This window comes from Piscinibacter gummiphilus, assembly GCF_002116905.1.
GTDB lineage: Bacteria > Pseudomonadota > Gammaproteobacteria > Burkholderiales > Burkholderiaceae_C > Rhizobacter > Rhizobacter gummiphilus.
The window spans coordinates 56,354-81,392 of record NZ_CP015118.1 but is presented as its reverse complement, the minus strand read 5'-3'; the positions used below and the strand labels follow the sequence as shown (position 1 = coordinate 81,392).

General features: G+C 71.1%; 24 protein-coding genes and 1 pseudogene. 5 read left to right on the top strand and 20 right to left on the bottom strand.

Translation table 11 applies throughout. From position 1 onward, the window contains the following. Positions 1–5: 5 nt before the first annotated feature. Both A4W93_RS00320 and A4W93_RS00315 read left to right on the top strand, forming a co-directional pair. Entirely contained in the window at positions 6–932 is a 927-nt protein-coding gene (locus tag A4W93_RS00320; protein ID WP_085748713.1) for an ABC transporter permease, read from the top strand. Beyond that, positions 932–1,618, top strand: coding sequence for a cysteine hydrolase family protein (locus A4W93_RS00315; RefSeq protein ID WP_085748712.1), 687 nt, complete (start codon positions 932–934; stop codon positions 1,616–1,618). Before A4W93_RS00320 ends, A4W93_RS00315 begins: the two co-directional genes overlap by 1 nt. Here the strand turns inward: A4W93_RS00315 and A4W93_RS00310 are convergent. The 3 genes from A4W93_RS00310 to A4W93_RS00300 form a co-directional block, all read right to left on the bottom strand. Beyond that, positions 1,587–3,038, bottom strand: coding sequence for a methyl-accepting chemotaxis protein (locus A4W93_RS00310; protein ID WP_085748711.1), 1,452 nt, complete (start codon positions 3,036–3,038; stop codon positions 1,587–1,589). The genes A4W93_RS00315 and A4W93_RS00310 overlap by 32 nt on opposite strands. Positions 3,039–3,281: 243 nt before the next feature. Then, positions 3,282–4,964, bottom strand: coding sequence for an N-acyl-D-amino-acid deacylase family protein (locus A4W93_RS00305; RefSeq protein WP_085748710.1), 1,683 nt, complete (start codon positions 4,962–4,964; stop codon positions 3,282–3,284). A gap of 134 nt (positions 4,965–5,098) precedes the next feature. Beyond that, complete coding sequence (locus A4W93_RS00300; RefSeq protein WP_085748709.1) at positions 5,099–5,989, bottom strand: amino acid ABC transporter substrate-binding protein; 891 nt, start codon at positions 5,987–5,989, stop codon at positions 5,099–5,101. A 231-nt stretch (positions 5,990–6,220) separates the two neighbouring features. Between A4W93_RS00300 and A4W93_RS00295 the strand changes: the two genes are divergently transcribed. Beyond that, positions 6,221–7,522 (top strand): FAD-dependent oxidoreductase, encoded by a 1,302-nt coding sequence (locus A4W93_RS00295; protein ID WP_237357652.1) that lies wholly within the window; start codon positions 6,221–6,223, stop codon positions 7,520–7,522. Positions 7,523–7,528: 6 nt separating this feature from the next. Next, positions 7,529–8,440: an ornithine cyclodeaminase family protein gene (locus tag A4W93_RS00290; protein WP_085748707.1), complete on the top strand. Its 912-nt coding sequence runs from the start codon at positions 7,529–7,531 to the stop codon at positions 8,438–8,440. Positions 8,441–8,443: 3 nt separating this feature from the next. On the opposite strand, the gene A4W93_RS00285 is transcribed toward A4W93_RS00290, so the two are convergent. From A4W93_RS00285 to A4W93_RS00250, 10 genes and pseudogenes are all read right to left on the bottom strand, one after another. Further along, a complete protein-coding gene (locus A4W93_RS00285; RefSeq protein WP_085748706.1) occupies positions 8,444–9,316 on the bottom strand; it encodes a LysR family transcriptional regulator in 873 nt (290 codons plus the stop codon). A gap of 26 nt (positions 9,317–9,342) precedes the next feature. After that, complete coding sequence (locus A4W93_RS29385; protein ID WP_157131554.1) at positions 9,343–9,480, bottom strand: hypothetical protein; 138 nt, start codon at positions 9,478–9,480, stop codon at positions 9,343–9,345. 35 nt (positions 9,481–9,515) lie between these two features. Continuing rightward, positions 9,516–9,872: pseudogene (locus A4W93_RS00280) on the bottom strand (linear amide C-N hydrolase); the annotation flags it as partial. A 13-nt stretch (positions 9,873–9,885) separates the two neighbouring features. Further along, positions 9,886–10,686, bottom strand: a complete 801-nt coding sequence (locus tag A4W93_RS00275) for a c-type cytochrome (RefSeq protein WP_085748704.1) — start codon at positions 10,684–10,686, stop codon at positions 9,886–9,888. Continuing rightward, on the bottom strand, positions 10,686–12,308 hold the full coding sequence (locus tag A4W93_RS00270; RefSeq protein ID WP_085748703.1) for a b(o/a)3-type cytochrome-c oxidase subunit 1: 1,623 nt from the start codon (positions 12,306–12,308) through the stop codon (positions 10,686–10,688). The genes A4W93_RS00275 and A4W93_RS00270 overlap by 1 nt, the downstream gene beginning before the upstream one ends. Continuing rightward, positions 12,295–12,846 (bottom strand): cupredoxin domain-containing protein, encoded by a 552-nt coding sequence (locus A4W93_RS00265; protein WP_237357651.1) that lies wholly within the window; start codon positions 12,844–12,846, stop codon positions 12,295–12,297. The genes A4W93_RS00270 and A4W93_RS00265 overlap by 14 nt, the downstream gene beginning before the upstream one ends. Positions 12,847–12,854: 8 nt before the next feature. Continuing rightward, positions 12,855–13,019, bottom strand: coding sequence for a hypothetical protein (locus tag A4W93_RS29985; RefSeq protein ID WP_099960016.1), 165 nt, complete (start codon positions 13,017–13,019; stop codon positions 12,855–12,857). 5 nt (positions 13,020–13,024) lie between these two features. Further along, on the bottom strand, positions 13,025–14,311 hold the full coding sequence (locus A4W93_RS00260) for a c-type cytochrome (protein WP_085748702.1): 1,287 nt from the start codon (positions 14,309–14,311) through the stop codon (positions 13,025–13,027). Next, positions 14,311–15,021 (bottom strand): c-type cytochrome, encoded by a 711-nt coding sequence (locus A4W93_RS00255; RefSeq protein ID WP_407081699.1) that lies wholly within the window; start codon positions 15,019–15,021, stop codon positions 14,311–14,313. Before A4W93_RS00255 ends, A4W93_RS00260 begins: the two co-directional genes overlap by 1 nt. Positions 15,022–15,129: 108 nt before the next feature. After that, positions 15,130–16,377, bottom strand: a complete 1,248-nt coding sequence (locus tag A4W93_RS00250; protein ID WP_085748701.1) for an MFS transporter — start codon at positions 16,375–16,377, stop codon at positions 15,130–15,132. 110 nt (positions 16,378–16,487) lie between these two features. Here A4W93_RS00250 and A4W93_RS00245 point away from each other — a divergent pair, with 110 nt between their 5' ends. Continuing rightward, on the top strand, positions 16,488–17,408 hold the full coding sequence (locus A4W93_RS00245) for a LysR family transcriptional regulator (RefSeq protein WP_085748700.1): 921 nt from the start codon (positions 16,488–16,490) through the stop codon (positions 17,406–17,408). Here A4W93_RS00245 and A4W93_RS00240 read toward each other — a convergent pair. The 7 genes from A4W93_RS00240 to rhaI all read right to left on the bottom strand — a co-directional run bounded on the left by A4W93_RS00240 (position 17,390) and on the right by rhaI (position 25,039). Then, a complete protein-coding gene (locus tag A4W93_RS00240) occupies positions 17,390–18,796 on the bottom strand; it encodes an FGGY-family carbohydrate kinase (RefSeq protein ID WP_085748699.1) in 1,407 nt (468 codons plus the stop codon). The genes A4W93_RS00245 and A4W93_RS00240 overlap by 19 nt on opposite strands. Beyond that, on the bottom strand, positions 18,793–19,119 hold the full coding sequence (rhaM, locus tag A4W93_RS00235) for an L-rhamnose mutarotase (RefSeq protein WP_085748698.1): 327 nt from the start codon (positions 19,117–19,119) through the stop codon (positions 18,793–18,795). Before rhaM ends, A4W93_RS00240 begins: the two co-directional genes overlap by 4 nt. After that, the gene (locus tag A4W93_RS00230; protein WP_085748697.1) at positions 19,116–20,081 is read right to left on the bottom strand and encodes an ABC transporter permease; all 966 of its coding nucleotides are present in this window, start codon (positions 20,079–20,081) and stop codon (positions 19,116–19,118) included. The genes rhaM and A4W93_RS00230 overlap by 4 nt, the downstream gene beginning before the upstream one ends. Further along, a complete protein-coding gene (locus A4W93_RS00225) occupies positions 20,078–21,079 on the bottom strand; it encodes an ABC transporter permease (protein ID WP_085748696.1) in 1,002 nt (333 codons plus the stop codon). Before A4W93_RS00225 ends, A4W93_RS00230 begins: the two co-directional genes overlap by 4 nt. After that, positions 21,076–22,668: a sugar ABC transporter ATP-binding protein gene (locus A4W93_RS00220; RefSeq protein ID WP_085748695.1), complete on the bottom strand. Its 1,593-nt coding sequence runs from the start codon at positions 22,666–22,668 to the stop codon at positions 21,076–21,078. Before A4W93_RS00220 ends, A4W93_RS00225 begins: the two co-directional genes overlap by 4 nt. Before the next feature lie 20 nt (positions 22,669–22,688). After that, the gene (rhaS, locus tag A4W93_RS00215) at positions 22,689–23,684 is read right to left on the bottom strand and encodes a rhamnose ABC transporter substrate-binding protein (RefSeq protein ID WP_085748694.1); all 996 of its coding nucleotides are present in this window, start codon (positions 23,682–23,684) and stop codon (positions 22,689–22,691) included. Positions 23,685–23,746: 62 nt separating this feature from the next. Beyond that, positions 23,747–25,039 (bottom strand): L-rhamnose catabolism isomerase, encoded by a 1,293-nt coding sequence (rhaI, locus tag A4W93_RS00210; protein ID WP_085748693.1) that lies wholly within the window; start codon positions 25,037–25,039, stop codon positions 23,747–23,749.

Below are 25,039 nucleotides of genomic sequence, written 5' to 3'. Positions count from 1 at the left end.
ACGCCATGGACATCCTGATCAACTGGCTCGCCAACACCCCCGACTTCGCGGTGCCCTACGCGCTCGCCGCGCTGGGCCTCATCCTCACCGAACGGGCCGGTGTGCTGTCGCTCGGCGCCGAGGGGCTGATGCTCGTGGGCGCGTTGACCGGCATCGGCGCGCAGCTCGCGTTCGGGCAGCCCGGCGTCTCGCTCGTGCTCGCGATGGGCGCGGCCAGCCTCGTGTCGGTGCTGTTCGCCGCGATGGTGATCCTGCTGCGGGTGAACCAGGTCATCGCGGGCCTCGCGCTCGTGTTCTTCTGCCAGGGTTTCACGAGCCTGCTCGGCACGCTGTTCGAGTGGACCAACCAGGCGACGGGTGGCATCGGTGCCGCATCGCTGTGGCCGCTGTCGGCGCTGCCGGGGGTGGGCCGGCTGTTCGAGCAGAACGCGATGGTGTGGCTCACCGTGCCCATCTTCGCGGCGGTGGCCTGGTTCCTCGCCCACACCACCACCGGCCTGCGCTGGCGCGCGGTGGGCGAGAACCCGCAGGCGGCCGACGCCGCCGGCATCGGTGTCACCGCCTACCGCTTCGCGGCCGTGCTGGCCGGCGCGGCGCTCGTGGGGCTGGCCGGCGCGTACCTGTCGGTGGTCAGCACCAAGCTGTGGATCGCCGGCATGACCGGCGGGCGCGGCTGGATCGCGATCGGCCTCGTGATCTTCGCGCGCTGGTCGCCGTGGAAGGCGCTGGCCGGTGCGCTGCTGTTCGGCTGCATCGAGGCGCTGATCCCGCAGCTGGCCGCGGCCGGCATCCCGCTGCCGCAGTACTTCGTGCTGATGACGCCGTACGCCGTGACCCTCGGCGTGATGATCTGGGTCGCGATGGCCAAGCGGGGCGGCCAGGGCGAACCCGGCGCCCTCGGTGAACCCTATGTGAGAGAGGAACGACGCTGATGCGCGCCTTCGTGTACGGCGAGGCGCGCGACGTCGCGCCCGCCGAGTTTCCCGACTACCTCGACCCGGCCACCACCGCGGTGATCTCGATCGACATGCACCGGGGCCACCTCGACGACTCGCCGGACTGCCCGTGCCCCGCCCCGCGCGCCCGCGAGATCGTGGACGGCATCGACCGCTTCCACGACGCGGCCCGCGCCCGCGGCGTGCGCGTGGTGCACGTGAAGTCGGTGCTGCGCCCGGACGGTGCCGACGACCTGGGCGGCATCCCGGCGGCCTGGCGGCGCACCTTCCCGCTGCACGTGGGACCGATCCCGAACGCCGCGGGTCATGCCCTCGAAGGGTCGCCGTGGACCGAGTGGGTGACGCGTGTGGAACCGCAGGACCTGCGCGTGGAGAACAAGCGCCGCCTGTCGGCGTTCTACCCCACCGACCTCGACTTCCTGCTGCGCAACCAGCGCATCACCACCGTCGTGCTGAACGGCGGGTTCACGGACTGCTGCGTGCTCAACACGGCCTTCGACGCGAACAACCACAACTACCGCGTGATCGTGCTGCGCGATCTGACGCGGGGCACCGACCCGAAGCTCGAGCAGGCGGCGCTGGCGATGGTGTCGCTGCACCTCGGGCTCGTGGTCGAGTCGGGAGACCTGCTCACGCAGTGGGGCGCACCGCCGGCGCGATGAGGAACACCCGCACCACCTCGGCCAGCCGCTGCACCTGATCGCGCAGCGACTGCGAGGCGGCGGACGACTGCTCCACGAGGGCGGAATTCTGCTGCGTCATCGTGTCGAGCCGGGCCACCACGTCGTTGAGCTGGCCGATGCCTTCGTGCTGCTCGGCCACCGACGTGCTGAGCGCCCCGATCAGGCCGCTGACCTGTTCCACCACGCCGACGATCTCGCCCATCGTGCGGCCCGCGTCGCCCACCCGCTCGACGCCCGCGGCCACCACGCCGGTGGACGCCTCGATCAGCGCCTTGATCTCCCGGGCCGCCTGCGCGCTGCGCTGGGCCAGGTGGCGCACCTCGCCGGCCACCACCGCGAACCCGCGCCCGTTCTCGCCGGCCCGCGCGGCCTCCACGGCGGCGTTCAAGGCCAGGATGTTGGTCTGGAACGCGATGCCGTCGATCACGCCGATGATGTCGGCGATCTGGCGCGACGAGCGGCTGATCTGGTCCATGTCGCCCACGACCGCGTCCACCACGGTGCCGCCCCGCGTGGCGGCGGCGGCGGCCGCGGCGGCGAGCTGGTGCGCCTCGCGCGCGGTGTCGGCGCTCTGGCGCACCGTGCCCGTCAGGTGCTGCAGCGTGGCGGCGGTCTGCTGCAGGTTCGACGCCGCCGTCTCGGTGCGGGTCGACAGGTCCAGCTGGCCGGCAGCGATCTCGTTCACGGCCGTGCCGATGGTCGACGACGCATGGTCCACCTGCCCGATGGCACCGGACATGCGCACGAGCGCCGACTGCAGCTGCCGTGCGGCAGGTGACGTGGCGCGGGTGGTCGACGTGTCGAGCGCGAGGCGGTCGCCCTGCTGCAGGCGGGTGACGATGCGGTTGAGTTCATGGCCCTGCACCGCGTCGCGGCGCATGCGTTCGCCGATCACGATCTCGAAGCCGGTCTGCACCACCACGTAGCCGGCATGGGCCAGCACACGCGCGAAGTCGGGGTCGGTCGTGCAGAACACGGGGAAGCCGAGCGCCTGCAGCCGGTCGAACGCGATGTGGTGCAGCGCGATGGCACCGGCGCCGATCACCAGCGGCTTCCAGTCGCGGTACAGCAGCAGGAACGCGAGCGTGACGAACACGCCGAAGTGGCACTCGGTGCGCCCGGCGCCGAGCTGGATGTGCAGGGCCACCATCGCCATCAGCAGCACCGGGTAGGTGCAGCGCGACAGCAGCGTGCCGCGCGCGAGTGCGTGCAGCAGCCCGCCGGCCACCAGCAGGGCCCCCGCGCACGAACACGCGAGCAACGACAGGCCGCGCGCGGCCCCGAGCGACACCGCGACCACCGCCCCGAGCCACAGCGCCCCCAGCATCCAGCTGTCGGCCCCGCGGCGCAGCGCCTTCAGGTCGAGGGTCTCGGGCATGCCCGCAGTCGTGGTTGTCATGTCGATCGGCCTCCCTGCTGCGTTGTCGTGCGCTCGTTGGAATCGGTTCCCGAGTTCCCGCGCATTTCAGCAGCGAGGCCCTGCGCCGTCCATCCGGCGGACCCTCATGAACGGGGCCACGGCGTGAAGGTTTTCGCGCGCGTCACGAATGAATCGGGGCCCTCGCACGCACCCGCGCGAGGGCCCCGGAAGCGGCCTCGATCCCATGGGCCACGCCGGGGTCCGGCGTGGCCTGGCATGTCGTCAGTGGTCGTGGCCCTCGTCGTCGTGCGCCTCCTCGCGGAAGGCCGCCGGCCGCACCGTGCCGGCGGTGGCGGTCGTGGCGGGACAGCTCGCCGGCCTGGCGCGCAGCAGCGCACGGCCCGCGGCGGCGCCGGTGGCCGTGCCGTTCTCGACCGCGACCTGGCCGTTCACCACCGTCATCACCACGCCCTTCGACAGCAGCGTGGGCGCGGTGTAGGTCGCCGCAGCCGCGTACGTGGCGGGATCGAACACGACCACGTCGGCGTAGTGCCCCGCCTTCAGGCGACCGCGCTCGACCATGCCCAGCGTGTCGGCGGTGAGCGACGTGCTGCTGCGGATGAACTGGGCGAGCGAGATCGTCTTCTGCTTCACCACGTACTCGGCGTACTTCTGCGCGAACGAGCCCACGGCGCGCGGATGGCCCGGCGACGAGTCGGACGAGGTCATCACCCACGGCCGCTTCATGAACGCCTGCACGTCGGCGTCGGTCTGGTTGAAGTTGGCGACGAGCTGGTTGGCGACGCGCAGCACGGCGATGGTGGCGTCGACCGCGTCGACACCCATCGACGTCGCGACCTCGGCGAGCGTCTTGCCGACGTACTGCGCGCTGCCGGCGGCGAACAGGATGGACGCCGCGCCGTTGCGGATGCGCAGGTTCTCGGTGATGCCCGCGCGCAGCTGTGCCTGCTGGGCCGGGTCGTCGAAGCGCTGCAGCATCGCCGCGCGCCCGCCCGCCAGCGCCCACGACGGGATCAGCGCGGCGTCCATCGTGGTGCTGGAGGCCAGCCACGGGTACTGGTTCGCGGTGATCTTCAGGCCCTTGGCCTGTTCGTCCTCGATCATCTTCACGATGTCGCCGGCCTGGCCCGTCACGTCGGCGCCCAGGGCCTTGATGTGCGAGATGTGCACGGGCAGCTTCGCCTCGTTGCCGATGCGGATCACCTCGGCGACCGCGGCCTTGAGGTTCGTCGACTCGTCGCGCATGTGCGTGTCGTACAGGCCGCCGTACGTGGCGGCCACCTTGGCCATCTCGATGACCTCCTCGGTCGCCGCATAGGTCTGGGGCGTGTAGTACAGGCCGGCGGACAAGCCCACGGCGCCCTCGCACATCGCGTCGGCCACGTGCTGCCGCATGGCGTCGAGCTGCGCCGGCGTGGGCGCGGCATTCGTCAGGCCCAGCTGGCTCTGGCGCACCGGTCCGAAGCCCACGAAGATCACCGCGTTGGTGCCCGGGGGCGCGGTGCGCATCAGCGCGGCCTGTGCGGCGATGTCATAGCCACCGTAGCCGTCGCTGCCGATGATGGCCGTGGTGACGCCCTGCGTGGTGAACGCCGCGTTGAGGCGCGTGGCCGCGTCGGCGGACAGCAGGTTGGCGTGCGTGTGCGGGTCGATGAAGCCCGGGGCCACGACCTTGCCCGCCGCGTCCACCGTGCGCCGCGCCACCACCCCCGCCGGCGCCTTGCCCACGAACACGATGCGTTCGCCCACGATGCCGACGTCGCCGGTCACCGGGGTGTCGCGGTCCCCGTCGTAGATCGTGCCGCCCTGGATCAGCAGGTCCACGGCCACCGGGGTGGCCGCCTCGGTGGCGGGGGTGTCGTCATCGCCGCCGCAGGCGCTGAGCGTCAGGGCCGTCACGGCCAGGGCGGTGGCCGTCAGGCGGCCGATCGTGTGCAGTTCCATCGGGGTACTTCTCTCCGTCGATTCGATCGTTGTGGGAAAACGAGGTCGAACCCGGGCCTCCGGCCGCACCCGGGTCGCAGTCGAGCCCACCCCCGGGCGGGGATGGACTCAGGTGAGGTGGAACGTGGAGGGGATCAGGTGGCCGGCTTGTCGCTGAAGGCCTTGAGGTTGGCCTTCAGCTCGTCGCTCATGGGCACGTTGAGCGGCACCTTGCGCGGCGGGATCGGGTTCAGGAACCACTTGGCGTAGAGCTTCTCGAACTCGCCGCTCTTCATCAGGCCGATGAGCGCGTCGTCCACGGCCTTCTTGAACTCGGGGTCGTTCTTGCGCAGCATGATCGCGTACGGCTCGACCTGCAGCGGTTCGCCCGTCACCACCCAGTCGGCCGGCGCCTTCGAGTTCGCGACCAGGCCGTACAGCAGGATGTCGTCCATCGCGTACGCCTCGACGCGGCCGTTCTCCGCGAGCAGTGCGCCGTCGGCGTGGTCCTTGGCGGTGATGATCTCGGTGTCGAGGTTGTTGTCCCGGAAGTACTTGCGCAGCACCTGGAAGTTCGTGGTGCCGGCGGTCGTGGCCACCTTCTTGCCCTTGAGATCCATGAGGCTCTTGATGCCGGCCGTCTTCTTCGCCATCAGGCGCGTGCCCGTGTAGAAGTAGTTCACCGCGAACGCCACCTGTTCGCCACGGGCCGAGTTGTTCGTGGTGGAGCCGCACTCGAGGTCCACCGTGCCGTTCTGCACGAGCGGGATGCGGTTCTGCGACGTGACGGGCATGCGCTCGATCTTCAGGTCGGGCCGCTTCACCTTGGCCTTGAGTTCGTCGACGATGCGGTCGCACACCTCGACGCTGAAGCCGATGGGCTTGGCGTTGTCGAGGTAGCTGAACGGCACCGACGACTCGCGGTAGCTGAGGGTGATCGTCCCGGACTCGGCCATCTTGGCGAGCGTGCTGGCGGGCTGCGCATGGGCGGCGAAGGCCGCTGCAGCGCCCAGCAGGGACAGGACAACGCGATTCAACGTGAACATGAGGGACTCCTTCGGGCCGTGGTCAGAAATGAACAGGGGTCACTGTAGGGGTGTGGACGTTCGTCCGCGAATGACGAAATGAACACACCGTATGCCGCAGTGGCATGCACCAATGCGCGGCGGGCATCGGAATGCACGGAAAACATACTTGGCCCGCATTCCGGCATTCGACAGCCGGGTTATCCCTGCCCACCATGGCGCCTTGATTCCAACAACTCCAGGAGAGGTCCGTTGAAAGTTGCTGTCATCGGAGGCGGCATCGTCGGCTGGACGTCGGCGCGCGCACTCCGCGCCGCGGGCCACGACGTGGTGCTCGTCGACCGGGCCGGTGCGCCCGCGGCCGGCGCCAGCGGACAGAACGGCGCGCAGCTGAGCTACGGCTTCGTGGCCCCGCTCGCGTCGGCCGCCATCCCCGCCCAGATCCCCAAGCTGCTGTTCTCCGCGGACTCGCCGTTCCGCATGCGCCCCGGCCTGTCGCTCGACACGTGGCGCTGGTGCCTGCAGTTCCTCGCGGCCTGCACCCACCAGCAGTCGGAACGCACCACGCGGGCGCTGCTCGCGCTCGCCCACGAGAGCCACACGCACTTCACGCAGTGGCGCAACGGGCTCGACGCGGGTGTCGACATCGAACACGCGCAGCGCGGCAAGCTCGTGCTGCACCGCGACCAGGCGTCGCTCGACGCGGCCGGCCGCCAGGTGGCGCTGCAGGCGGGCGTGGGCCCCGCGCAGGAGCTGGTCGACGCCGCCCGCTGCCGCGCGCTCGAACCCGCGCTGACCGACGGCAAGCCGCTCGTGGGCGGCGTGTGGACCCCGAGCGAGGAGGTGGCCGACTGCGCGAAGGTGTGTGCGGCGCTCGCCGATGAACTGGCCCGCGACGGCCGCACCGAGGTGCGCTGGTCGCACCAGGTGGCCGGCTGGGACACCGCCGGCGGCCAGGTGCGCGCGCTGCTGGCGCGGCACCAGGGCCGGCTGGAGCGCATCGACGCCGACGCCTTCGTGATCGCCGCCGGCGCGCAGACGCCCACCGTGACGAAGGGCCTGGGCGTGCACGTGCCGGTGCAGCCGCTCAAGGGTTACAGCATCGACGTGCCCGCGGACGCGGTGCGCGGGATGCCGCAGGTCAGCGTCACCGACACGTCGGTGAAGACCGTGTTCGCGCCGCTCGGCGACGGCCCGGCCCGCCGCCTGCGCGTGGCCGGGTTCGCGGAACTGGTGGGCAACGACCTGCACATCCCGCCCGACCGCATCGCGCGCCTGCTCGGCACCGTCGAGGACGTGTTCGGCCTGCGTGCGCAGCCGAAGGACGTGCGCCCCTGGGCCGGCCTGCGCCCCGCCACCCCCACCGGCCTGCCGTGCATCGGCCGCACGCGCCGGCACCCCAACGTCTACGTGAACAGCGGCCAGGGCGCGCTCGGCTTCACGCTCGCCTTCGGGTCGGCCGAACTGCTGGCCGCCGAGGTGGCGGGCCGCCCGCGCGCGCTCGGCCGTGAAGATGGTTTCCGCGCCGGCCTGGCGCCCCTTGCAGGAGTCTGACCCCCGATGTTGCCCTTGATCGACGATGCCTTCGTGGCGGCCCACGTGAGCCCCGCCGCCACCCGCGAGGCGATCGCCGCCGCGTTCCGCGCGCTCGCCGCGGGACGCGCCTCCATCCAGCCGCGTTCGCGCATCGAGTGCGGCGGCTTCCGCCTGAGCACGATGGGAGGCATCTGGCTCGACGCCGGCCTCGCCGCCGTGAAGACCTACGGCACCGTGCAGGGCCAGTTCGACTTCCTCTGCAACCTCTTCGACGCCCGTTCCGGCGCCCCGCTCGCGGTGCTGCAGGCGAACGAGCTGACCCGCGTGCGCACGCCGGCGCTGTCCACGCTCGCCGCCCTCCGGCTCGCGCCGAAGCCCCGCCGCCTCGCGCTGTTCGGTGCGGGCGTGCAGGGCCGGGCCCACCTCGACGCGCTGCTCGAGGCCTGCCCGTTCGAGGAGGTCGCCGTGGTGAACCCCCACGACATCTCCGACTGGTGCCGCAGCGCCTCGGCTCGCTGGGGCCGGCCGGTGCGCCAGCTCGACGCGGACACCGCGGTCGACGGCGCCGACGTGGTGGTCACCACCACCCGCTCGAAGCAGCCCGTGTTCGACGGCCGGCGGCTGCAGCGCGGCGCCTCCGTGATCGCGGTGGGCACGAGCCTGCCCACCGGCACCGAACTCGACGACACGACGCTGTCGCGTGCGGCACGCGTCATCGTCGAATGGAAGCCGCAGAGCCTCGTCGAGGCCGGCGAAGTGGTGATCGGCCAGCGCAACGGCGCGCTCGACGCGGACCGCGTCGTCGACCTGGTGGAACTCGGCGACGCGCCGTGGCGTTCGTCGCCCGACGACATCGTGGTGTTCAAGACGGTGGGCGTGGGGCTCACCGACCTCGCGGCGGCATCGCTCGCGTGGGCCGCGTGGAACGCCCGCTGACCCTCAGACCTTGAGCGCGGCCGCCATGTTGGCGACCAGGTCGTCGATGGCCGCGCTCGTCGGAATGTCCCGCGAGCGCAACGCGTAGACGCTCACCGGGATCTCCGGCTCGAGCGGCGCCACCGACAGCGCAGGCAGCCCGCGCGCGTACCGCGCCGACCAGCTGTCGACGATGGCCCAGCCGAAGCCCGCGTGGGCCATCTCGATGGCCGCGTGGTAGCTGTGCGTGGTCACCGCCGCGTCGGGCGAGACCTCGTGCGTGCGGTACAGCGCGTGGAGCTGGCGGCCGATGGGGTCGGCCGCGTCGAGGTCGATGACCGGGCGGCCCGCCAGCGATTCCACGGGCACGCCGTCGGCGGGCACGTCGTGCCCCACGCACACGATCCGGCCCGTCGCGACCACCTGGTTGATCACCGCGGGGTGCGACGACGGCTCCAGCGCAAAACCCAGTTCGGCCTCGCGGCGCACGATGGCGTCGGCGATCTGCGCGGAATGCAGCGTGCGGAAGTTGAGCCGCACCTCGTCGTGCCAGCGCCGCCACTTGCCGAGCGCGCTCGGCAGGAACTGCAGCGACAGGGCCGGCACACACAGCAGGCGCAGCACGGTGTCCGAGCCCGACCCGAGGTTGGCCGCCGCGCGGCGCACCGAATCGAGCTGCTGGTACAGCTGCTCCACTTCGGGGAACAACCGCTCGGCCTCGCGCGTGGGCACGAGGCGGCCGCGCACGCGTTCGAACAGCATCACGCCGACGCTCTGCTCGGCCTGCTGCAGCAGCCGGGAGGCCGCGGGCTGGGTGATGTGCAGGATGTCGGCGGCGCCCTTCACGGACCCGGCCTGCATCACGGCGTGGAAGATTTCGATGTAGCGGAGACGCAAGAGGACCTCACCAGTGGTGAGGCAGTCTACTTCGCGGGCAGCCCCAGGAACGCGAACGGCTTGGAGACTTCGAACCTGCCCGAGGTCTCGCCCGCGAACACGTTCCTCTGGTGTTCGCCGAGGCGCAGCACCTTGACGTGCCCCGCACCCGGCGAGAAGTCCACCTTCCTCAGGTCGACCCAGAACGCGTTCGGCGTGAGGTGAGGCCCGGCTTGCCGCGGTCGTCGAACGCCGGGTACTGCGACTCGACGAGCCACAGCACGTTGGCGGACAGGCCCGCCTCGTTCAGGCCGTCGATGGTGGAGATGTCGTAGCCGGTGACGACGACGCTGCCGTAGCGCGACGTCCACTTCACCGAGTTCGGACCCGCCTCGCCGGTGCGGGCCATGCCGCGCGGGAAGATCCACAGGTTGGTGGCGACGTCGACCTTCCAGTCCATGGACCGGGCGGTGACGATGTTGCCGTCGGGGCCCAGGTACACGACCCGCGTGCAGGCGAAGGCCGCGGCGGACAGCAACACCAGCACGCCGGCGACGAACCCTCGGATCGGTGCCATGTGGCGCTCCTGGTCAGTGGTTTTCGCCCGTGCTCGCCTTGCGCGCGTAGAACGTGGCCACCTCGTCGATCTCCTGCTCGGTCATCCCGCGCACCATGTTCCGCATCTGGGCCTGCGCGTCGTTGCGGCGCTCGCCCGACTTGAACGCACGCAGCTGCGCGACGAGGTAGGCCTTGGGCATGCCCTCGATCCACGGCGTGCCGATTTTCTGGTCGACCCCGCCGTGGCACGAGATGCACGGCGCGATGTTGCGCAGCGGGTCGCCCACGCGCACCAGCGCCGGGAGGTTCTCGTCGTACGTGGTCGGCGCGGTGCGCGCCTTCGGCAGGTAGGCGTAGTAGGCGGCGATGTCGCGGATCTGGTCGTCGTTCAGCGCCCGGGCCAGCGCCTCCATGATCGTGCTGGACCGCCGGCCCGACTTGTAGTCGTGCATCTGCTTGATGACCACCTCGGGGTACTGGCCCGCGAGGTTCGGCGCGTTCGACGCGCTCATGCCCTGGGCGCCGTGGCACATCGTGCAGTTCAGCGCGAGCGTGCCGCCGCGCCCCACCGCGTCGCTGGGCGCGACCTTCGTCATCGAGCGCTCCAGCACCACCAGCGTCTCGCGGGGCGCCGCCGTGCCGTCCTTCGGCGCCGACCAGCTGGCCGGCACACCGGCCGCGCGGCAGATGGCGTCCCACAGCCCGCGGGCGCTGAAGTCACCATGGACCGACGGCAGCAGCACGAAGCCGACCAGGACGGACCCGGCCGTGAGGATCGCCAGCGCGATCACGCTCCATCGGAAACCGGGGTCTCGGAACGAGTAGAGGGCCATCACCGGCTCCCGATGGGAATCACCGGCACCGAGGCGTGCTCGAGCGATGCCAGCTGGTAGATGGGGAAGCCGTAGTTCACGAGCGTCAGGCCGATCATCATGGCCACCCACAGCGCGAAGCCGTTCAGCAGCGGCGGCGTGTGGTGCACGGGATGGGCCGGCGCGCTGAACGTGAAGGCCTGCGGCGTGACCTTGGGCCGGCGGTGCGCGGACGCGAGCACGTAGACCAGGATGAACGCGGACACCACGAGGATGAAACCGCCGATGGTCGATGCGATCACCGTCCACGCCTGTGGCGCGAGGGCCGGGTGGCTGTAGTCGTAGTAGGCCATGCGCCGCGGCATGCCGAGCAGACCCACCCAGTGCCACGGCATCGACAGCACCATCATGCCGACGAACCACAGCCACAGCTGCAGCTTGATGAGCTTCTGCGGCAGCGGGCCGCAGCCGGTGAGCTGGGGCCACAGTTCGTACGCCGCCATGAAGTACATGATGACGATGGCGCCGGCGAAGATCAGGTGGAAGTGGCCGGTGACCCACTGCGTGTTGTGCACCGTCTCGTTGAGCTGGTAGCTCATGTTGATGATGCCGCCAGCGCCGCCGAAGCCGAGCATGATGAACGAGAAGGTCACCGCGAGCATCATCGGGTTGTCCCACGGCAGCGCCTTCACCCAGCCGAACAGGCCCTTGCCGCCGCGCAGCCGCGCGGCGATCTCGACGGACGCCACGATGGTGAACACCGTCAGCAGCGTGGGCACCGACACCATCGCCGTCATCGCCGCGTGCACGAACTTGAAGCCGGCGCCCACCTGCGGGTCCGCGAACAGGTGGTGGATGCCGATGGGCATCGAGAACACGAGGAACAGCACGAAGGCCACCCGGCCCATCGTGTCGCTGTAGAGCCGCCCGCCGATGGCCCGCGGCACCACCGCGTAGAACATGATGTACGCCGGCATCAGCCAGAAGTACACGATGGCGTGCAGGGTCCACGAGAAGAACACGCGCGCGAGGCCCGCGTTGATGGTGTCCACGAGGCCGAGGGACGCAGGCAGGATCAGCAGCAGGATCTCGAGCGCCGCGCCCACCGAGGTCCAGGCCCACAGGTACGCGCCGGCCACGTTGCCGTACATCGCGAGCGGCACCGTCTTGCCCGGGTTCTCCTTCTTCCACGCGTGCAGGTTGACGGACATCAGCGCCACCCAGATCCACGAGCCCACCACCACCAGCACGACGCCGATGTAGTAGAACGGGCTGCCCACCATCGGCGGGTAGAAGGTGTAGAGCACCGAGGCCTTGCCGAGCGCCATCGTGACCGCGGCCACCGCGGTGCCGGCGATGACGAGCCAGAAACCCGCCCAGGCCCACTTCAGGCCGATCAGCGGGCGCTTCAGCGCGAGTTCGCTCAGCGCGTAGCCGAAGCCCATGGCGACCAGCGTGGGCAGCACGTACGCCATCACGGTGCCGTGGGCGGTGACCGAGCGGTAGTAGTGCTCGGGGTTGTTCACCCAGGCCGCGAGCGGGCTGCGCACGAACATCTGCCATTCGCCGAGCACGATGGCGCCCAGGAAGGCGGCGAACGCCACCCAGAAGTGGGCCAGCACGAGCTTCCTAGCGTTGAACACAGCGCAGCCTTTCTCCCGAACGGGCCTTCGCCAGGAACTCCTCGGGCGGCAGCACCTGCACCCGGGCCCACATCGCCTCGTGGCCGGTACCGCAGTACTCGTGGCACGGCATCAGGTGTTCGCCGGGCTTCTTGAAGCTCGTGGTGAAGGTGGCGACGAAGCCGGGGATCAGCATCGTGTTCGCGTTCGTGGTGCCCACGATGAACCCGTGGATGGTGTCGGTGGCCGTGGCGCGGAAGGTCACGGACATCTCGGCCGGCACGACGATGCACGGCGGCATGAACGAGTACTGCTGCGCGACGAGCCGCACCATCACCTTGCCGTCGGACCCGAGCGTGGTGCCGAGGTTGGACTCGACGAACTCGCCCTTCACGTGCAGCGTCTTGACGTCCACGGTCTCGACACGCGACGGCGGCATGGCGGCCCAGTGCAGGCCGGTCACCACCATCATGACCAGCAGCAGCGCGATGATGGCCGCGACCACCCACGCCCAGCGCTTCTCGGCGGCGACGGCGACCTGCTCGGCCGCGTGAGGCACCGCGGCCGTCACTGCATCGCCCCCCGCGGCAGGTAGGCCGCGAAGTAGAACACCAGGTAGATCGCGACCACGATGGCCGTGGCCACCCCGGCCACGGCGAAGGTGCCGGCCGGACCGCGGGCCACGATCTCGTCGACCTCGCGGTCGTCGGCCGGGGATGTCTCATCGCTCATCTCGTTCACTCCGGAAGCAGCTTGCGCAGTTCGTTGACCTGGCGGGGCTCGACGGGCGTGCCGCTGTTCTCCCAGGCCACGCGGATGTACGTCACCACGGCCGCGGCCTCGTCGTCGTTCAGGATGTGGCTGAACGGCGGCATGCCATGGGGGCGCGGGTTCTTCTTCGTGCCCGGGGGGTAGCCGCCGTTGAGCACCATGCGGATCGAGTTGACGGGCGAGGCCATCGTGATCGACTGGTTGCCCGCCAGCGGCGGCAGCGACGGCGGGAAGCCCTTGCCTTCCTCGCCATGGCACACGGCGCACTGCTTCTCGTAGGTGCGGCGGCCGAGTTCCATGACGTTGGGCGACACGAGCCGCGCCTGGCTCGTGGGCGGCGCTTCCGAATCGCGCTGCGGCAGCGCCTTCAGGTACACGGCCATCGCCTCGACGTCGGCGTCGCTCATGTACTGCAGGCTGTTGTAGGTGACCTCGGCCATCGGGCCGTAGACGGTGCTGCGGTGGGACACGCCGGTCTGCAGCAGGTCCTTGATGTCCTGCAGGCTCCAGTTGCCGAGGCCCGCCTCGCGGTTCGACGTGAGCGACGGCGCGTACCAGTTCTGGTTCGGGATCATCCCGCCCTCGAAGGCCGCCGCCTCGCTGGACCCGCCGAGCGCGTTCACCGCGGTGTGGCACATCGCGCAGTGGCCCAGGCCCTGCACGAGGTAGGCGCCGCGGTTCCACTGTTCCGTCTGCGCGGGGTCGGGCTTGAACTCGCCCTGCGTGAAGTAGAGCGTGCGCCAGCCGACGAGCAGTTCGCGCTTGTTGAAGGGGAAACGCAGCTCGTGCGGCCGGTTCTTCTGCTTCACCGGCGGCACCGACATGAGGTACGCGTAGATGGCGTCGGAGTCGGCGCGGGTGACCTTCGTGTACGACGCGAAGGGCATCGCGGGGTACAGCAGCGTGCCGTCGCGCGAGACGCCCGTGTGCATCATCCGGTAGAACTCGTCGGCGGTCCACGCGCCGATGCCGGTCTCCTCGTCGGGCGTGATGTTCGGGACGTACAGGGCGCCGAACGGCGTGGGCATGGCCCGACCGCCGGCGAACTCCTTGCCGCCCGGGTGCGTGTGGCAGGCCACGCAGTCGCCCGCGCGCGCGAGGTACTCGCCGGTGGTGATGACCTGCGTGGTGGCGTCGGGCGCCTTCGCGTCCGGCGACGCGGGCAGCAGGCCCGGCAGGGACAGGTAGAAGACGCCGGCGGCCACCACCGCGACCACGCCGAGTCCGAGGACGATGCGGGTGACCTTGCCCATCAGCGCTGGCTCCCGCAGGCGAACGGCATGCGCACGAGGTTCGCGGACTCGGGCGCCGGGTCCTTCGGCGCCGGCTGGCGCGCGAGCCAGGCGGACACGGCGGCGATGTCGGTGTCGTCGAGCTTGGTGGCCACCCGCTTCATGCAGTCGGGCTCCATCGCGTGGCGTTCGCCCACGCGCCAGCGCGTGAGCTGTGCGGCGACGTAGGCGGCGCGCAGGCCGACGAGGCCCGGGATGCCCGGGGTCATGCCGGTCAGAGACGCGCCGTGGCAACTGATGCAGGCAGGCACGCCCTTCTTCGGGTCACCGGTGGAGGCCAACTGCTGGCCGCGGGCCAGGATGGTGGGGTCGATCGCCGGGGACTCCTGCACGGCGAACGGCGGGTTCTGCTTGGCGAAGTGTTCCGCCATCTCCTTCAGGTACGGATCGGGCAGGTACGCGACGAGGTAGTTCATCGGCGCGTAGCGCCGGGTGCCGTCGCGGAAGGCCACCAGCTGGTTGAAGAGGTAGCCCGCGGGTTTGCCGGCAATGCGGGGGAAGTAGCCGTTCGTGGTGCCCTGCCCGCTCTGGCCGTGGCACGTGACACAGCCCTGCACCCGCGCCTCCATCGAGTCGAGGGTCTTGAAGGCGGGCACCGCGTGGTCCTGCGCCGAAGCGCAGACCGACGTGCACACCATCCCGGCGACGGCCCATTGCCTCCAAGTCTTCATGCCCGCTTCTCAAGAGAACGACGGGGGAAATCCTAGGTTCGGCCCCGGGGCGCGGCAATCGTCCTTTGGTGAGGGGTCGTCCCCCTCCCGGGGACACGGCCCGCCGGGTCAGCGGCGCGCCGCGCGCGACGATCCCTTCGACAGGCGCACGGCGAGCCCCGCCGCCGCCGACACCGTGGCCAGCAGCGTCACGCCCATCCAGCCCCACTGCGCGAGCAGCAGCGCGCCGAGCGCCGAGCCCGCCGCCATGCCGATGAACATGCCGGTGAACAACACCGCATTGAGGCGGCTGCGGGCCCCGGGGTCGATGCTGAAGATGATCGTCTGGTGGGCCACCAGCGTGGCCTGGACGCCGAGGTCGAAGCCGATCGCGGTGACGACGAGCAGCACGAGCTGGCCCGAGGCCGGCAGCAGAGGCGCGAGCGACATGGCCGCGAACGACACCACCACGAGCCCCGCGCCCAGCCGCGTCACCAGCTCCGGCCCGCGGCGGTCGGACAGCCGGCCGGCCAGCGGCGCGGCGAGCGCCCCGGCGGCGCCGGCCAGGCCGAAGGCTCCGGCCGCGGCGGCCCCCAGGTGGAAGGGCTCGCCGTGGAGCATCACCGCGAGGGTCGACCAGAACGCGCTGAAGCCGACGGCCAGCAGGCCCTGGGCCCACGCGGCACGGCGCAGCGCCGGGTGCGCGCGCCACAGCGCGGCGAGCGAACCCATCAGCGCGCCATAGCCGAGCTGCGTGGTGGGCTTGAACCGCGGCAACCCGCGCGAGGCCGCCACACCGATCAGCGCGATGCTGCCGGCGGCGAGGAAAAACATCGTGCGCCAGCCCCAGGCCTCGGCCACCGCGCCGCTGACCACCCGCGACAGCAGGATGCCCAGCAGCAGCCCGGTCATCACCGTGCCGACGACCTTGCCGCGGCTCGCCTCGGGGGCGAGCGTCGCGGCGGCGGGCACGATGTCCTGGGCCATCGTGGCGGTCAGGCCGATCGCGAGGCTCGCGGCCAGCAGCACGCCGACGCCGGGGGCCATGGCGGCCACCAGCAGCGCGGCCACCAGCGCCGCGGCCTTCACGACGATGATGCGACGGCGGTCGTAGCGGTCGCCGAGCGGGGCGAGGAACAGGATGCCCAGCGCGTAGCCGAGCTGGGTCAGCGTGGGGATGAAACCGACGGCGCGCGGCGAGGCGCCGATGTCACCGCCGAGCACACCCAGCATCGGCTGGCTGTAGTAGAGCGATGCGACGGCCAGGCCGGCGCCCGAGGCGAGCAGCAGCACCAGGGGCAGCGGCAGCGCGGGGGCCGGGGCGGTGGTGGCGCTGCCGCCGTGGGCGGCGGCATGCGCGGGTTGAATGATGGTCATGGCGGAAAACCCTTGGTTTTTCAGGATGGACGCCAGTGTGCTCGGGGTGCGCCCCTCGTGGTAGTGGCCCGGCGCGAACAACGCCCATGCGTTCGGCGTATAAAGTAGGCATGTCCCTGCCCCCGTCCTCCGCCGACCGCCTCGCACTGATGGAAACCTTCGTGCGCATCGTCGAGGCCGGCAGCCTGTCGTCCGCGGCGAGCCAGCTGGGTGCCACCCAGCCCACGGTCAGCCGCCGGCTGCAGGCGCTCGAGCGGTCGCTCGGGCTGAAGCTGATCCGCCGGTCCACCCACACCATGCAGCTGACCGAGGACGGTGAACGCTGCTTCGCCCGGGCCAAGGAACTGCTGGCGGACTGGCAGTCCTTCGAGGCCGACCTGCGCGGCGCGGGCGACGAACCCGAGGGCAACCTGCGGGTGATCGCACCCCATGCACTGGGCCAGCAGCTGCTCGTCGAGCCACTCGTCGCGTACCTCCGCGCCCACCCGCGGGTCAACGTCGAATGGCTGCTGCACGACCGCCGGCCCGAGTTCGTGGCCGAGGGCATCGACTGCGGCATCCTCGTGGGTGAACCCGATCCGTCGCTGGTGGCCATCAAGCTGTCGGAGGTGCCGCGCATCGTGGTGGCCGCGCCCTCGGTGGTGGTGGGCTGCACGATGCCCACCCATGCGTCCGAGCTGGGCGAGCTGCCGTGGCTCGCGCTGCAGAGCTACTACCGCACCGAGGTGACGCTGACCCACGCCGTCACCGGCGAGACCCACCGCGTGGGCCTACGGCCACGCCTGGGCACCGACAGCCTCTACGCGCTGCGCAACGCGGCGCTGGCCGGGGCCGGGGTCTGCATCGCGTCGTCGTGGCTCGTGCACGACGACATCGCCCAGGGCCGGCTGGTGCAGCTGGTGCCGGACTGGCGCGCCGCACCGCTGCCGGTGTACCTCGTGTACCCGTACGCCCGCTTCTACCCCGCGCGGCTGCGGCGGTTCGTGGAGGTGATGCGGTCGGCGATGGCCGCTCAGGTCGACCGGGCCTGACGGGCCGACCAGTCGTCCGCGTGGCGTTGCAGGTCGCCTGACAGCGCAGCGCCGGCCGCGGGTGGGGTGTCGAGCGCCGGCGCCCGCGTGTGCCGGTCTTCCCAGCGGGCGAGGCGGGCCGCACCGCGTGCCGTGCCTTCGAGTGCGTCGGTGCTCCGTTGCAGCGGCCGGCCGTCGCCCAGCAGCGCCGACAGCGCGGTGGTGAACGCGGCGTTGCGTGCGAGCGGTCCTTCGACGATCACCGGCCCGCGCTCCCCGAGCGCACTCACCCGGTCGTGGCTGACGACGGCGCAGTACCAGGCGGCGAGCGCGGGGCGCAGCGCGGCCGGCACGTCCGCCAGCTTCATCGTGGCGCCGTGTTTCGTGACGGCGCCCTGCCGGCCGCGCCACGGCCCGCCCGCGTCCGCGAAGGCCGGCAGCGCCTGCCAGCCGGCGTGCACCACCTCCGCGAGCGCGTCGACGGTCGCCGCATCCGGGGACGCCCCCGCGCACAGCACTTCGAACTCGCGTCCGCCCATGAACCGGGCGGTGGGCACGGCGCGGCCGTCGACCGCAACGTTGACGAGTTCGTCGCGCGCCGGGGCCAGGCCGACCGGCCCCCCGCCGGTGGCCATCGCGATGGTCCAGGTGCCGGTGGTGAGCAGCGTCGCCCCCGGGGTGTCGAGGTACCGCGCGAGGCAGGCGTTGCTGTCGTGCACACCGCACACCACCTCGCACACCGCCGGCAGGCCGAGGCGGTCGGCCATCGCGGGGGTCACCGGGCCCAGCACGTCCCACGCGGGACGCACCGGCGCGAACCGTTCGGCGATGCCGCTCCGTTCGGCCCATCGCGAGAACCGGGCCTCCGTCGGCGACCACAGCTGCGTGTGGCACCCGAGCGACGACACCTCGCTGGCCGCCACGCCGGAGAGCCACCACGCCCAGTACTGCGGGTACGGCAGCCAGTGGCGGATGCGCGCCCAGTCGTCGGGCCGGGCCGACTTCACCCAGTGGAGCTGCAGACCCGCGTTGAGCCCCATCGGCAGGTTCGGCGAGCCGGTGTGGTCGAACGGATCGAGTCCGGCCTCGAACGTCGCACGGTGATCGCCATAGCCGTCCCACTCGTAGTCGATCGGGGGCAGCACGAGGCCCCGGTCGTCGACCGCGCAGAACGCCGCCCCATGCGTGCTGACGATCAGCCGCCCCACCCGTTCGCGCGACGGCAGCCGCGGCACGGCCTCCAGCAGCCACGACTGCAACATCCCGACCCCGAGCGCGGAGTACCCCGGTCCCGGGGCCGAGGCGTTCGCGCGCGTCGATTGCCCGGCGACCACGCCGTCCGCATCGAGCACCAGCACCCGCGCGTTGCTCTTGCCGATGTCGACGACCAGCGTGTGGTCGAGTGTCATGCGAGGTGGAACATCAGCGGCAGCCGTTCGACCACCGGTGAGCCGTCGGGGTTCGTGCGCATCAGGTCGGCCATGTGCTGCCACCAGCGCTGCATCACGGGGTGCTTCGGCAGGTCGTCCATCGTGTGGCCCGGCACGCGGCGCAACACGGCGAACAGCGTGCCGTGGGCCTCGTCGAGGTAGATGCTGTAGTCCTCGATGCCGCTCGCCTTCAGCAGCGTCACCAGTTCGGGCCAGATGGCCGCGTGGCGGCGCCGGTACTCGACCTGCGCGCCCGGGTTGAGGAACATGCGGAACGCGATCTTCTCGGTCGTGGTGCTCATGCGAACCTCGTGCGCAGGTGGCGCACGCCGCGCGGCAGCACCATGGCGCCGATCAGCAACGCCCCCACGATCATCGACATGACGATGCCCGACACGTTGAGCATGCCCAGCGCGAAGGTGAAGCTGCCGAGCAGCACCGCCGCGAGCACGGTGCCCACGATGCTGCCCCGCCCGCCCTCGATGGCCACGCCGCCGAGGATCACGATGGTCACCGCGTCGAGCTCCCAGCCCATCGCGAGGTTCGGCCGCGTGCTGCCGATGCGGCCGGTCAGCAGCACCGCGGCCAGCGCCGCCATCAGGCCCGCGAACACGAAGAGGCCGAAGCGGTAGCGGTCCACCGCGATGCCCGAGAAGCGCGACGCCACGGGGTTCGCGCCGATCGCGTACAGGCGCCGGCCATGCACGGTGCGGTGCAGGAACAGGCCCACCGCGAGCGCCGCCACCAGCAGCACCACGAACTCGATGGGCACGATGAGCCACGGCACGCCGATCACGTCGCCCACGCTGCCGTTGCCCCAGGTGCTCAGCGTCTCGGGATAGCCGGTGATGGCCTGGTCGCCCAGCACCACCTGGGCCAGGCCCCGGTACAGCGACAGCGTGCCGATGGTGACCACGATGGACGGCAGCTTCCATCGCGTGACGAGCCAGCCGTTGAGCGCGCCGCAGGCCGCCCCCGTGACCGCCGCGACGGCGAGCATCACCGGCAGCGGCGCGCCCGCCTTCATCGCGAAGCCCATGGCCAGCGACGCGAGCGCCATGGTGGCGGCGATGGACAGGTCGATCTCGCCGGCCACCACCAGCAGCGCCATCGCGAGCGCGATCAGCGCCTTCTCGGAGACGTTGTAGGTGCTGTCGGCCACCGCGTACGGCGACAGGAAACCGTCGATGCCGGCGCCGAAGCCCACGTACACCGCGACGATCAGCGCGAGCAGCACACGTTCCCAGGTGTCGAGCGCCTTCATGCGGAGGCTCCTTGCATCGCGGCCGCCGGCCGCTCGAGGATCTGCCGGCCGCGGTGACGGTCGGCGCGGGCGTTCAGCACCACGGACACGAGGATCACCGCACCCGCGATGGCCTGCTGCCAGAACGGCGACACCTGGATCACCGGCAGCGCGCCGTTGATGACCCCGATGAACAGCACACCCAGCACGGCACCGGACACGGTGCCCACGCCACCGCCGATGCTCACCCCCCCGATCACGCACGCGGCGATCACGGTGAGTTCGTAGCCCGCGGCGAGTTCGGTGAACGCGATCGAATACCGGCCCACCCACAGAAGCCCGGCCAGGCCGGCGAGCGCGCCGCACAGCGTGTACGCCATCACCAGCCGCCGCGGCACCGGGATGCCCGCATACAGCGCCGCCGACGGGTTGCCGCCGAGCGCGTACAGCTCACGGCCCTCGCGGCGCCAGCGCAGCAGCACGAGCGCCAGCACCACGACGGCCGCCGCACACCAGATCAGCATGGGCAGGCCCAGCAGCGTGTCGCGCGGCAGGCCCTTGATGGCCGGGTGCACCTGGTGGTCGTTGACCCAGGCGCCGCCGCTCGCCACGAAGATGGCGCCGCGGTACGCCGACATCGTGCCCAGCGTGACGACGATCGCCGGCAGCTGGAAGCGCATGATCAGCCAGCCGTTCACGAAGCCGAGCCCCGCGCCGATGGCACAGGCCAGCATCACGAGCACCGGCAGCGGCAGGGCCGGCCACGCCTTCGCGGCCAGCGCGCACAGCATGCCGGTGAGCGCGAGGTTCGACGCGACCGACAGGTCCACGCCCCGGGTCAGCAGCACCAGCATCTGTCCCATCACCAGGATGGCGAGGATGGCCGAGTCGTTCCCGATGTCGAGGGCGTTGCGCCAGGTGAGGAACACCGGCGCCCGCGCACCGACGGCCAGCGCCAGCAGCACGATGATGCCGACCAGCAGCCACTCGCGGCGCAACGGCGATGAAGACTTCGTCATGCCGCCAGCTCCGTGCGGAAGTGGAACACCGGCGCCACGGACGCTTCACGGGGTGGCAGCGAGAGGCCGGATGCAGCCGCCACCAGCATCTCCGCATCGGCCTCGCCGCGCGCGAACTCGGCCACCGCGCGGCCACGCTTCATCACGACGACGCGGTGCGCGAGGTGCATCACCTCGGGCAACTCGGACGACACGAGGATCACCGCGAGCCCCTGCGCCACCATCTCGGCGATCAGCTGGTAGACGGCCTGCTTCGCGCCCACGTCGATGCCCTTCGTGGGCTCGTCGAGGATCACGATGCGCGGGTTCAGCCCCAGCCACTTGGCGATCACGACCTTCTGCTGGTTGCCGCCGGACAGGCCCGACATCGGCGTGTGCTGGTCGGCGGTGCGGATGCGCAGCCGGTCGATCAGGCCCGCGGCGAACGACTCCTCCCGCGCGGGCGACAGCCAGTGGCCGCGCGACAGCGGGGTCTCGCAGCGTCCCCGCCCGGCGAGGCCGGCCAGGCTGATGTTGTGCCGCACCGAGAAGCCGAGGATGCCGCCCTGGCGCTGGCGCTCCTCGGGCACGTAGGCGAGGCCGGCGGTGATGGCATCGGCGGGCTGGCGGATGTCGAGCCGCCGGCCCGCCACCTCCACGTCGCCCCGGGCCTCGGGCTTCAGGCCCATCAACGCGAGCATCGCCTCGCTGCGTCCCGCCCCGATGAGGCCGTAGAAGCCGAGGATCTCGCCCTGGCGCAGCTCGAAGCCCACGTCGGCGAACTCGGTGGGGTGCGACAGGCCCGCCACGCGCATCACCACCTCGCCGCGCTGGTCGGCGATGGGCGGGTAGACGTGTTCGATGGCGCGGCCGGCCATCAGCTTCACGAGCGACGGTTCGTCGGCCTCGGCGATGGCGCCCTGCCCCACCGACGCGCCGTCGCGCAGCACGACGTAGCGGTCGCACACGGCGAACACCTCGTCGAACTTGTGCGTGATGAACAGCACCGCGACCCCCTGGGCCTTCAGGCCGCGCACGAGGCCGTAGAACTCGCGGATCTCCTGCTGCGACAGCGCCGCCGTGGGTTCGTCGAGGATCACCACCCGCGCGTCCTGCGACAGCGCGCGGGCGATCTCGATCAGGTGGCGCTGCGCGAGGCTCAGCTGGCGCACCGGCGTGGTGGCGGCGAAGCCCGCGCCCACGCGGTCGAGCGCGGCCTGGGCCTCGCGGTTCATGCGCGCCCAGTCGATCCACTGGAACGGGCCCGTCCCGCGCATCGGCTGCCGGCCGATGAAGATGTTCTCGGCCGCGGTCAGCTCCTCGAACATCACGGTTTCCTGGTGCACCGCGACGATGCCCGCGGCCTGCGCGTCGCAGGCGCGCGGGAACCGGCACGGCCGGCCCTCGACGAGGATCTCGCCGTCGTCGGGGGCGTGCACCCCGGTGAGCGTCTTCACGAGGGTGGACTTGCCGGCCCCGTTTTCACCGATCAGCGCCAGCGCCTCCCCCGGCACGAGGTCGAGGTCCACGCCCCGCAGGGCGTGGGTGGGGCCGAATCGCTTGTGGATGCCGCGCAGCGAAAGCCACGGCGTCGGGGCGGCAGCGGTCATGGGCGTCTTTTCCCGAAAGCTCAGAACACCTTGGCGAATTGTTCGACGTTGCTGGCGTCGTACGTGAACGGCTCGGCCATCGCGGCCTCGTTGTTCTCGTCGAGTGTCGCCGAGCCCACGCGGCCGAGCGAGATCTTTTCACCCTTCGTGCCCTTCACGGTGCCCTTGACGAAGGCGTGTGCGGCGTAGATGGACGAGTAGCCGAGGTCGATCGGGTTCCAGATCGCGAATGACTTCACCGCGCCGCTCTTGACGTGGCCGGCCATCTCCGACGGCAGGCCGAGGCCGGTGACGTACACCTGGCCCACGCGCTTCTCGTCGACCACCGCCTTGCCGGCCGCGGCGATGCCGACCGTGGTGGGCGCGACGATGGCCTTCAGGTTCGGGTAGCTCTTGAACAGGCCCTGCGCCTCGCGGTAGCTCTTGTCGGTCTGGTCGTCGCCGTACACCACGCTCACGAGCTTCAGGCCGCTGTAGGCCGGCTGCGCGAGCGTCTTCTTCATCTCGGCGATCCACGTGTTCTGGTTCGTGGCCTGGGCCGTGGCCGACAGCACGGCGATCTCGCCCGTCTTGCCCGCCACCTGTTCGGCCATCTTCACGAGCTTCTCGCCGATCAGCGCGTTGTTCGACGGCGCGAGGTGCATCAGCCGGCCGTCCTTGCGCACGGCGGAGTCGAACGAGATGACCTTGATGCCGCGCGCCATGGCCTTCTTCGTCACCGGCACGAGTGCGTCGGGGTCGTTCGCGGAGATCACGATCGCCTTGACGTTCTGCGCGATCAGCGAGTTGATGATCTCGATCTGGCCTTCGGCCGTGGGCTTGGCGGGGCCGGTGTAGACGATCTCGACGTCCTTGAGCTCCTTGGCGGCGTCCAGCGCGCCCTGGTGGGCGGCGTCGAAGAAGCCGTTGCCGAGGCTCTTGACCACGAGGGCGATCTTGTCGGCGGCGGCCGAGGGGCCGGCCAGGCCCAGCGACAGCACAGCGACGGCGAGCAGGTTCAAGCGCGTTGTTTTCATGGTGTCTCTCTCAGTGGCGTGAAGCGCCGCAAACCGCGACGCGGGGTGGAACCTGGGAAGGGTCAGACGATGCCGCCGCCGCCCGACAGGGCGGCCGGCCGGGCCTCGGCCACCTGGCGGCGGTAACCGCTCGCGCGGTACGTGGCCACCGGGTCGATGGCGCCGCCGGCGTCGGCGCGCACGCGCTGCAGCAGCGGGGTCACGTCGGTCTGGAAGGCGGCCTTGAGCAGGTGGGTGGCCGTCATCGCGTCGTTGGCCTCCTGGGCGGCGTCGAGCGCATCGCGGTCCACCAGCAGGGCCTGCGCGTAGCTGCGCTGCACCTGGGCGGCGCTGGTCATCAGGCTCTCGATGGGGTCGGTGACGTTGTGGCTCTGGTCGAGCATGTAGGCCGGGTCGAACCCGGGCGCCCGTTCGTGGGCGGCGGCCACCAGTTCGTTGAACACGAGGAACAGGCGGTACGGCGACACGCTGCCGGCATCGAGGTCGTCGTCGCCGTACTTGCTGTCGTTGAAATGGAAGCCGGCGAGCTTGCCCGCGGCGATCAGCCGGGCCACGATCAGCTCGATGTTGACGTTGGGGGCGTGGTGGCCCAGGTCCACGAGGCACTGCGCCTTCGGGCCGAGGGCGGACGCGGCGAGGTAGCTGCTGCCCCAGTCCTGGATCACGGTGCTGTAGAAGGCCGGCTCGCAGATCTTGTGTTCGAGGAACATGCGCCAGTCGTCCGGCAGCGCGGCGTAGATCTGGCGGGTGCTCTCCAGGTAGCGGTCGAAGGCGCGGCGGAAATGGTGCTGGCCGGGGAAGTTGCTGCCGTCGCCCACCCACACGGTGAGTGCCTTGCTGCCGAGCTTCCGGCCGATGTCGATGCACTCGAGGTTGTGGGCCACGGCCTGCGCGCGCGTGGCGGCGTCGGTGTGGGTGAGGCTGCCGAACTTGTAGCTGCGCGGCTGGCCGGGCTGGTCGGAGAAGGTGTTCGAGTTCATCGCGTCGAACGCGAGGCCGAGCGATGCGGCCTGGCCGCGAAGCTCCGACCAGTCGGTGCACTTGTCCCAGGGGATGTGCAGCGAGACCGTGGGCGTGGCGCGCGCCAGCTGCTGGATCACGCCGCAGTCCTGCAGCTTGTCGAACACGTGGCGCGGCTCGCCCGGGCCGGGGAACCGCGCGAAGCGCGTGCCGCCGGTACCCACGCCCCAGCTGGGGATGGCCACGCCGAAGGTGGCGACCTGCGCGCGCACGTGCTCCAGGTCGATGCCGCGCCGGGCGAGCTGGTCGCCCAGGTGTTCGTAGTCGTGCGCCAGGTCGCGCCGCAGCGCGTCGTTGCGTGCGGCGATGAAGGCCGCGTCGATGCCGGTGGTCAT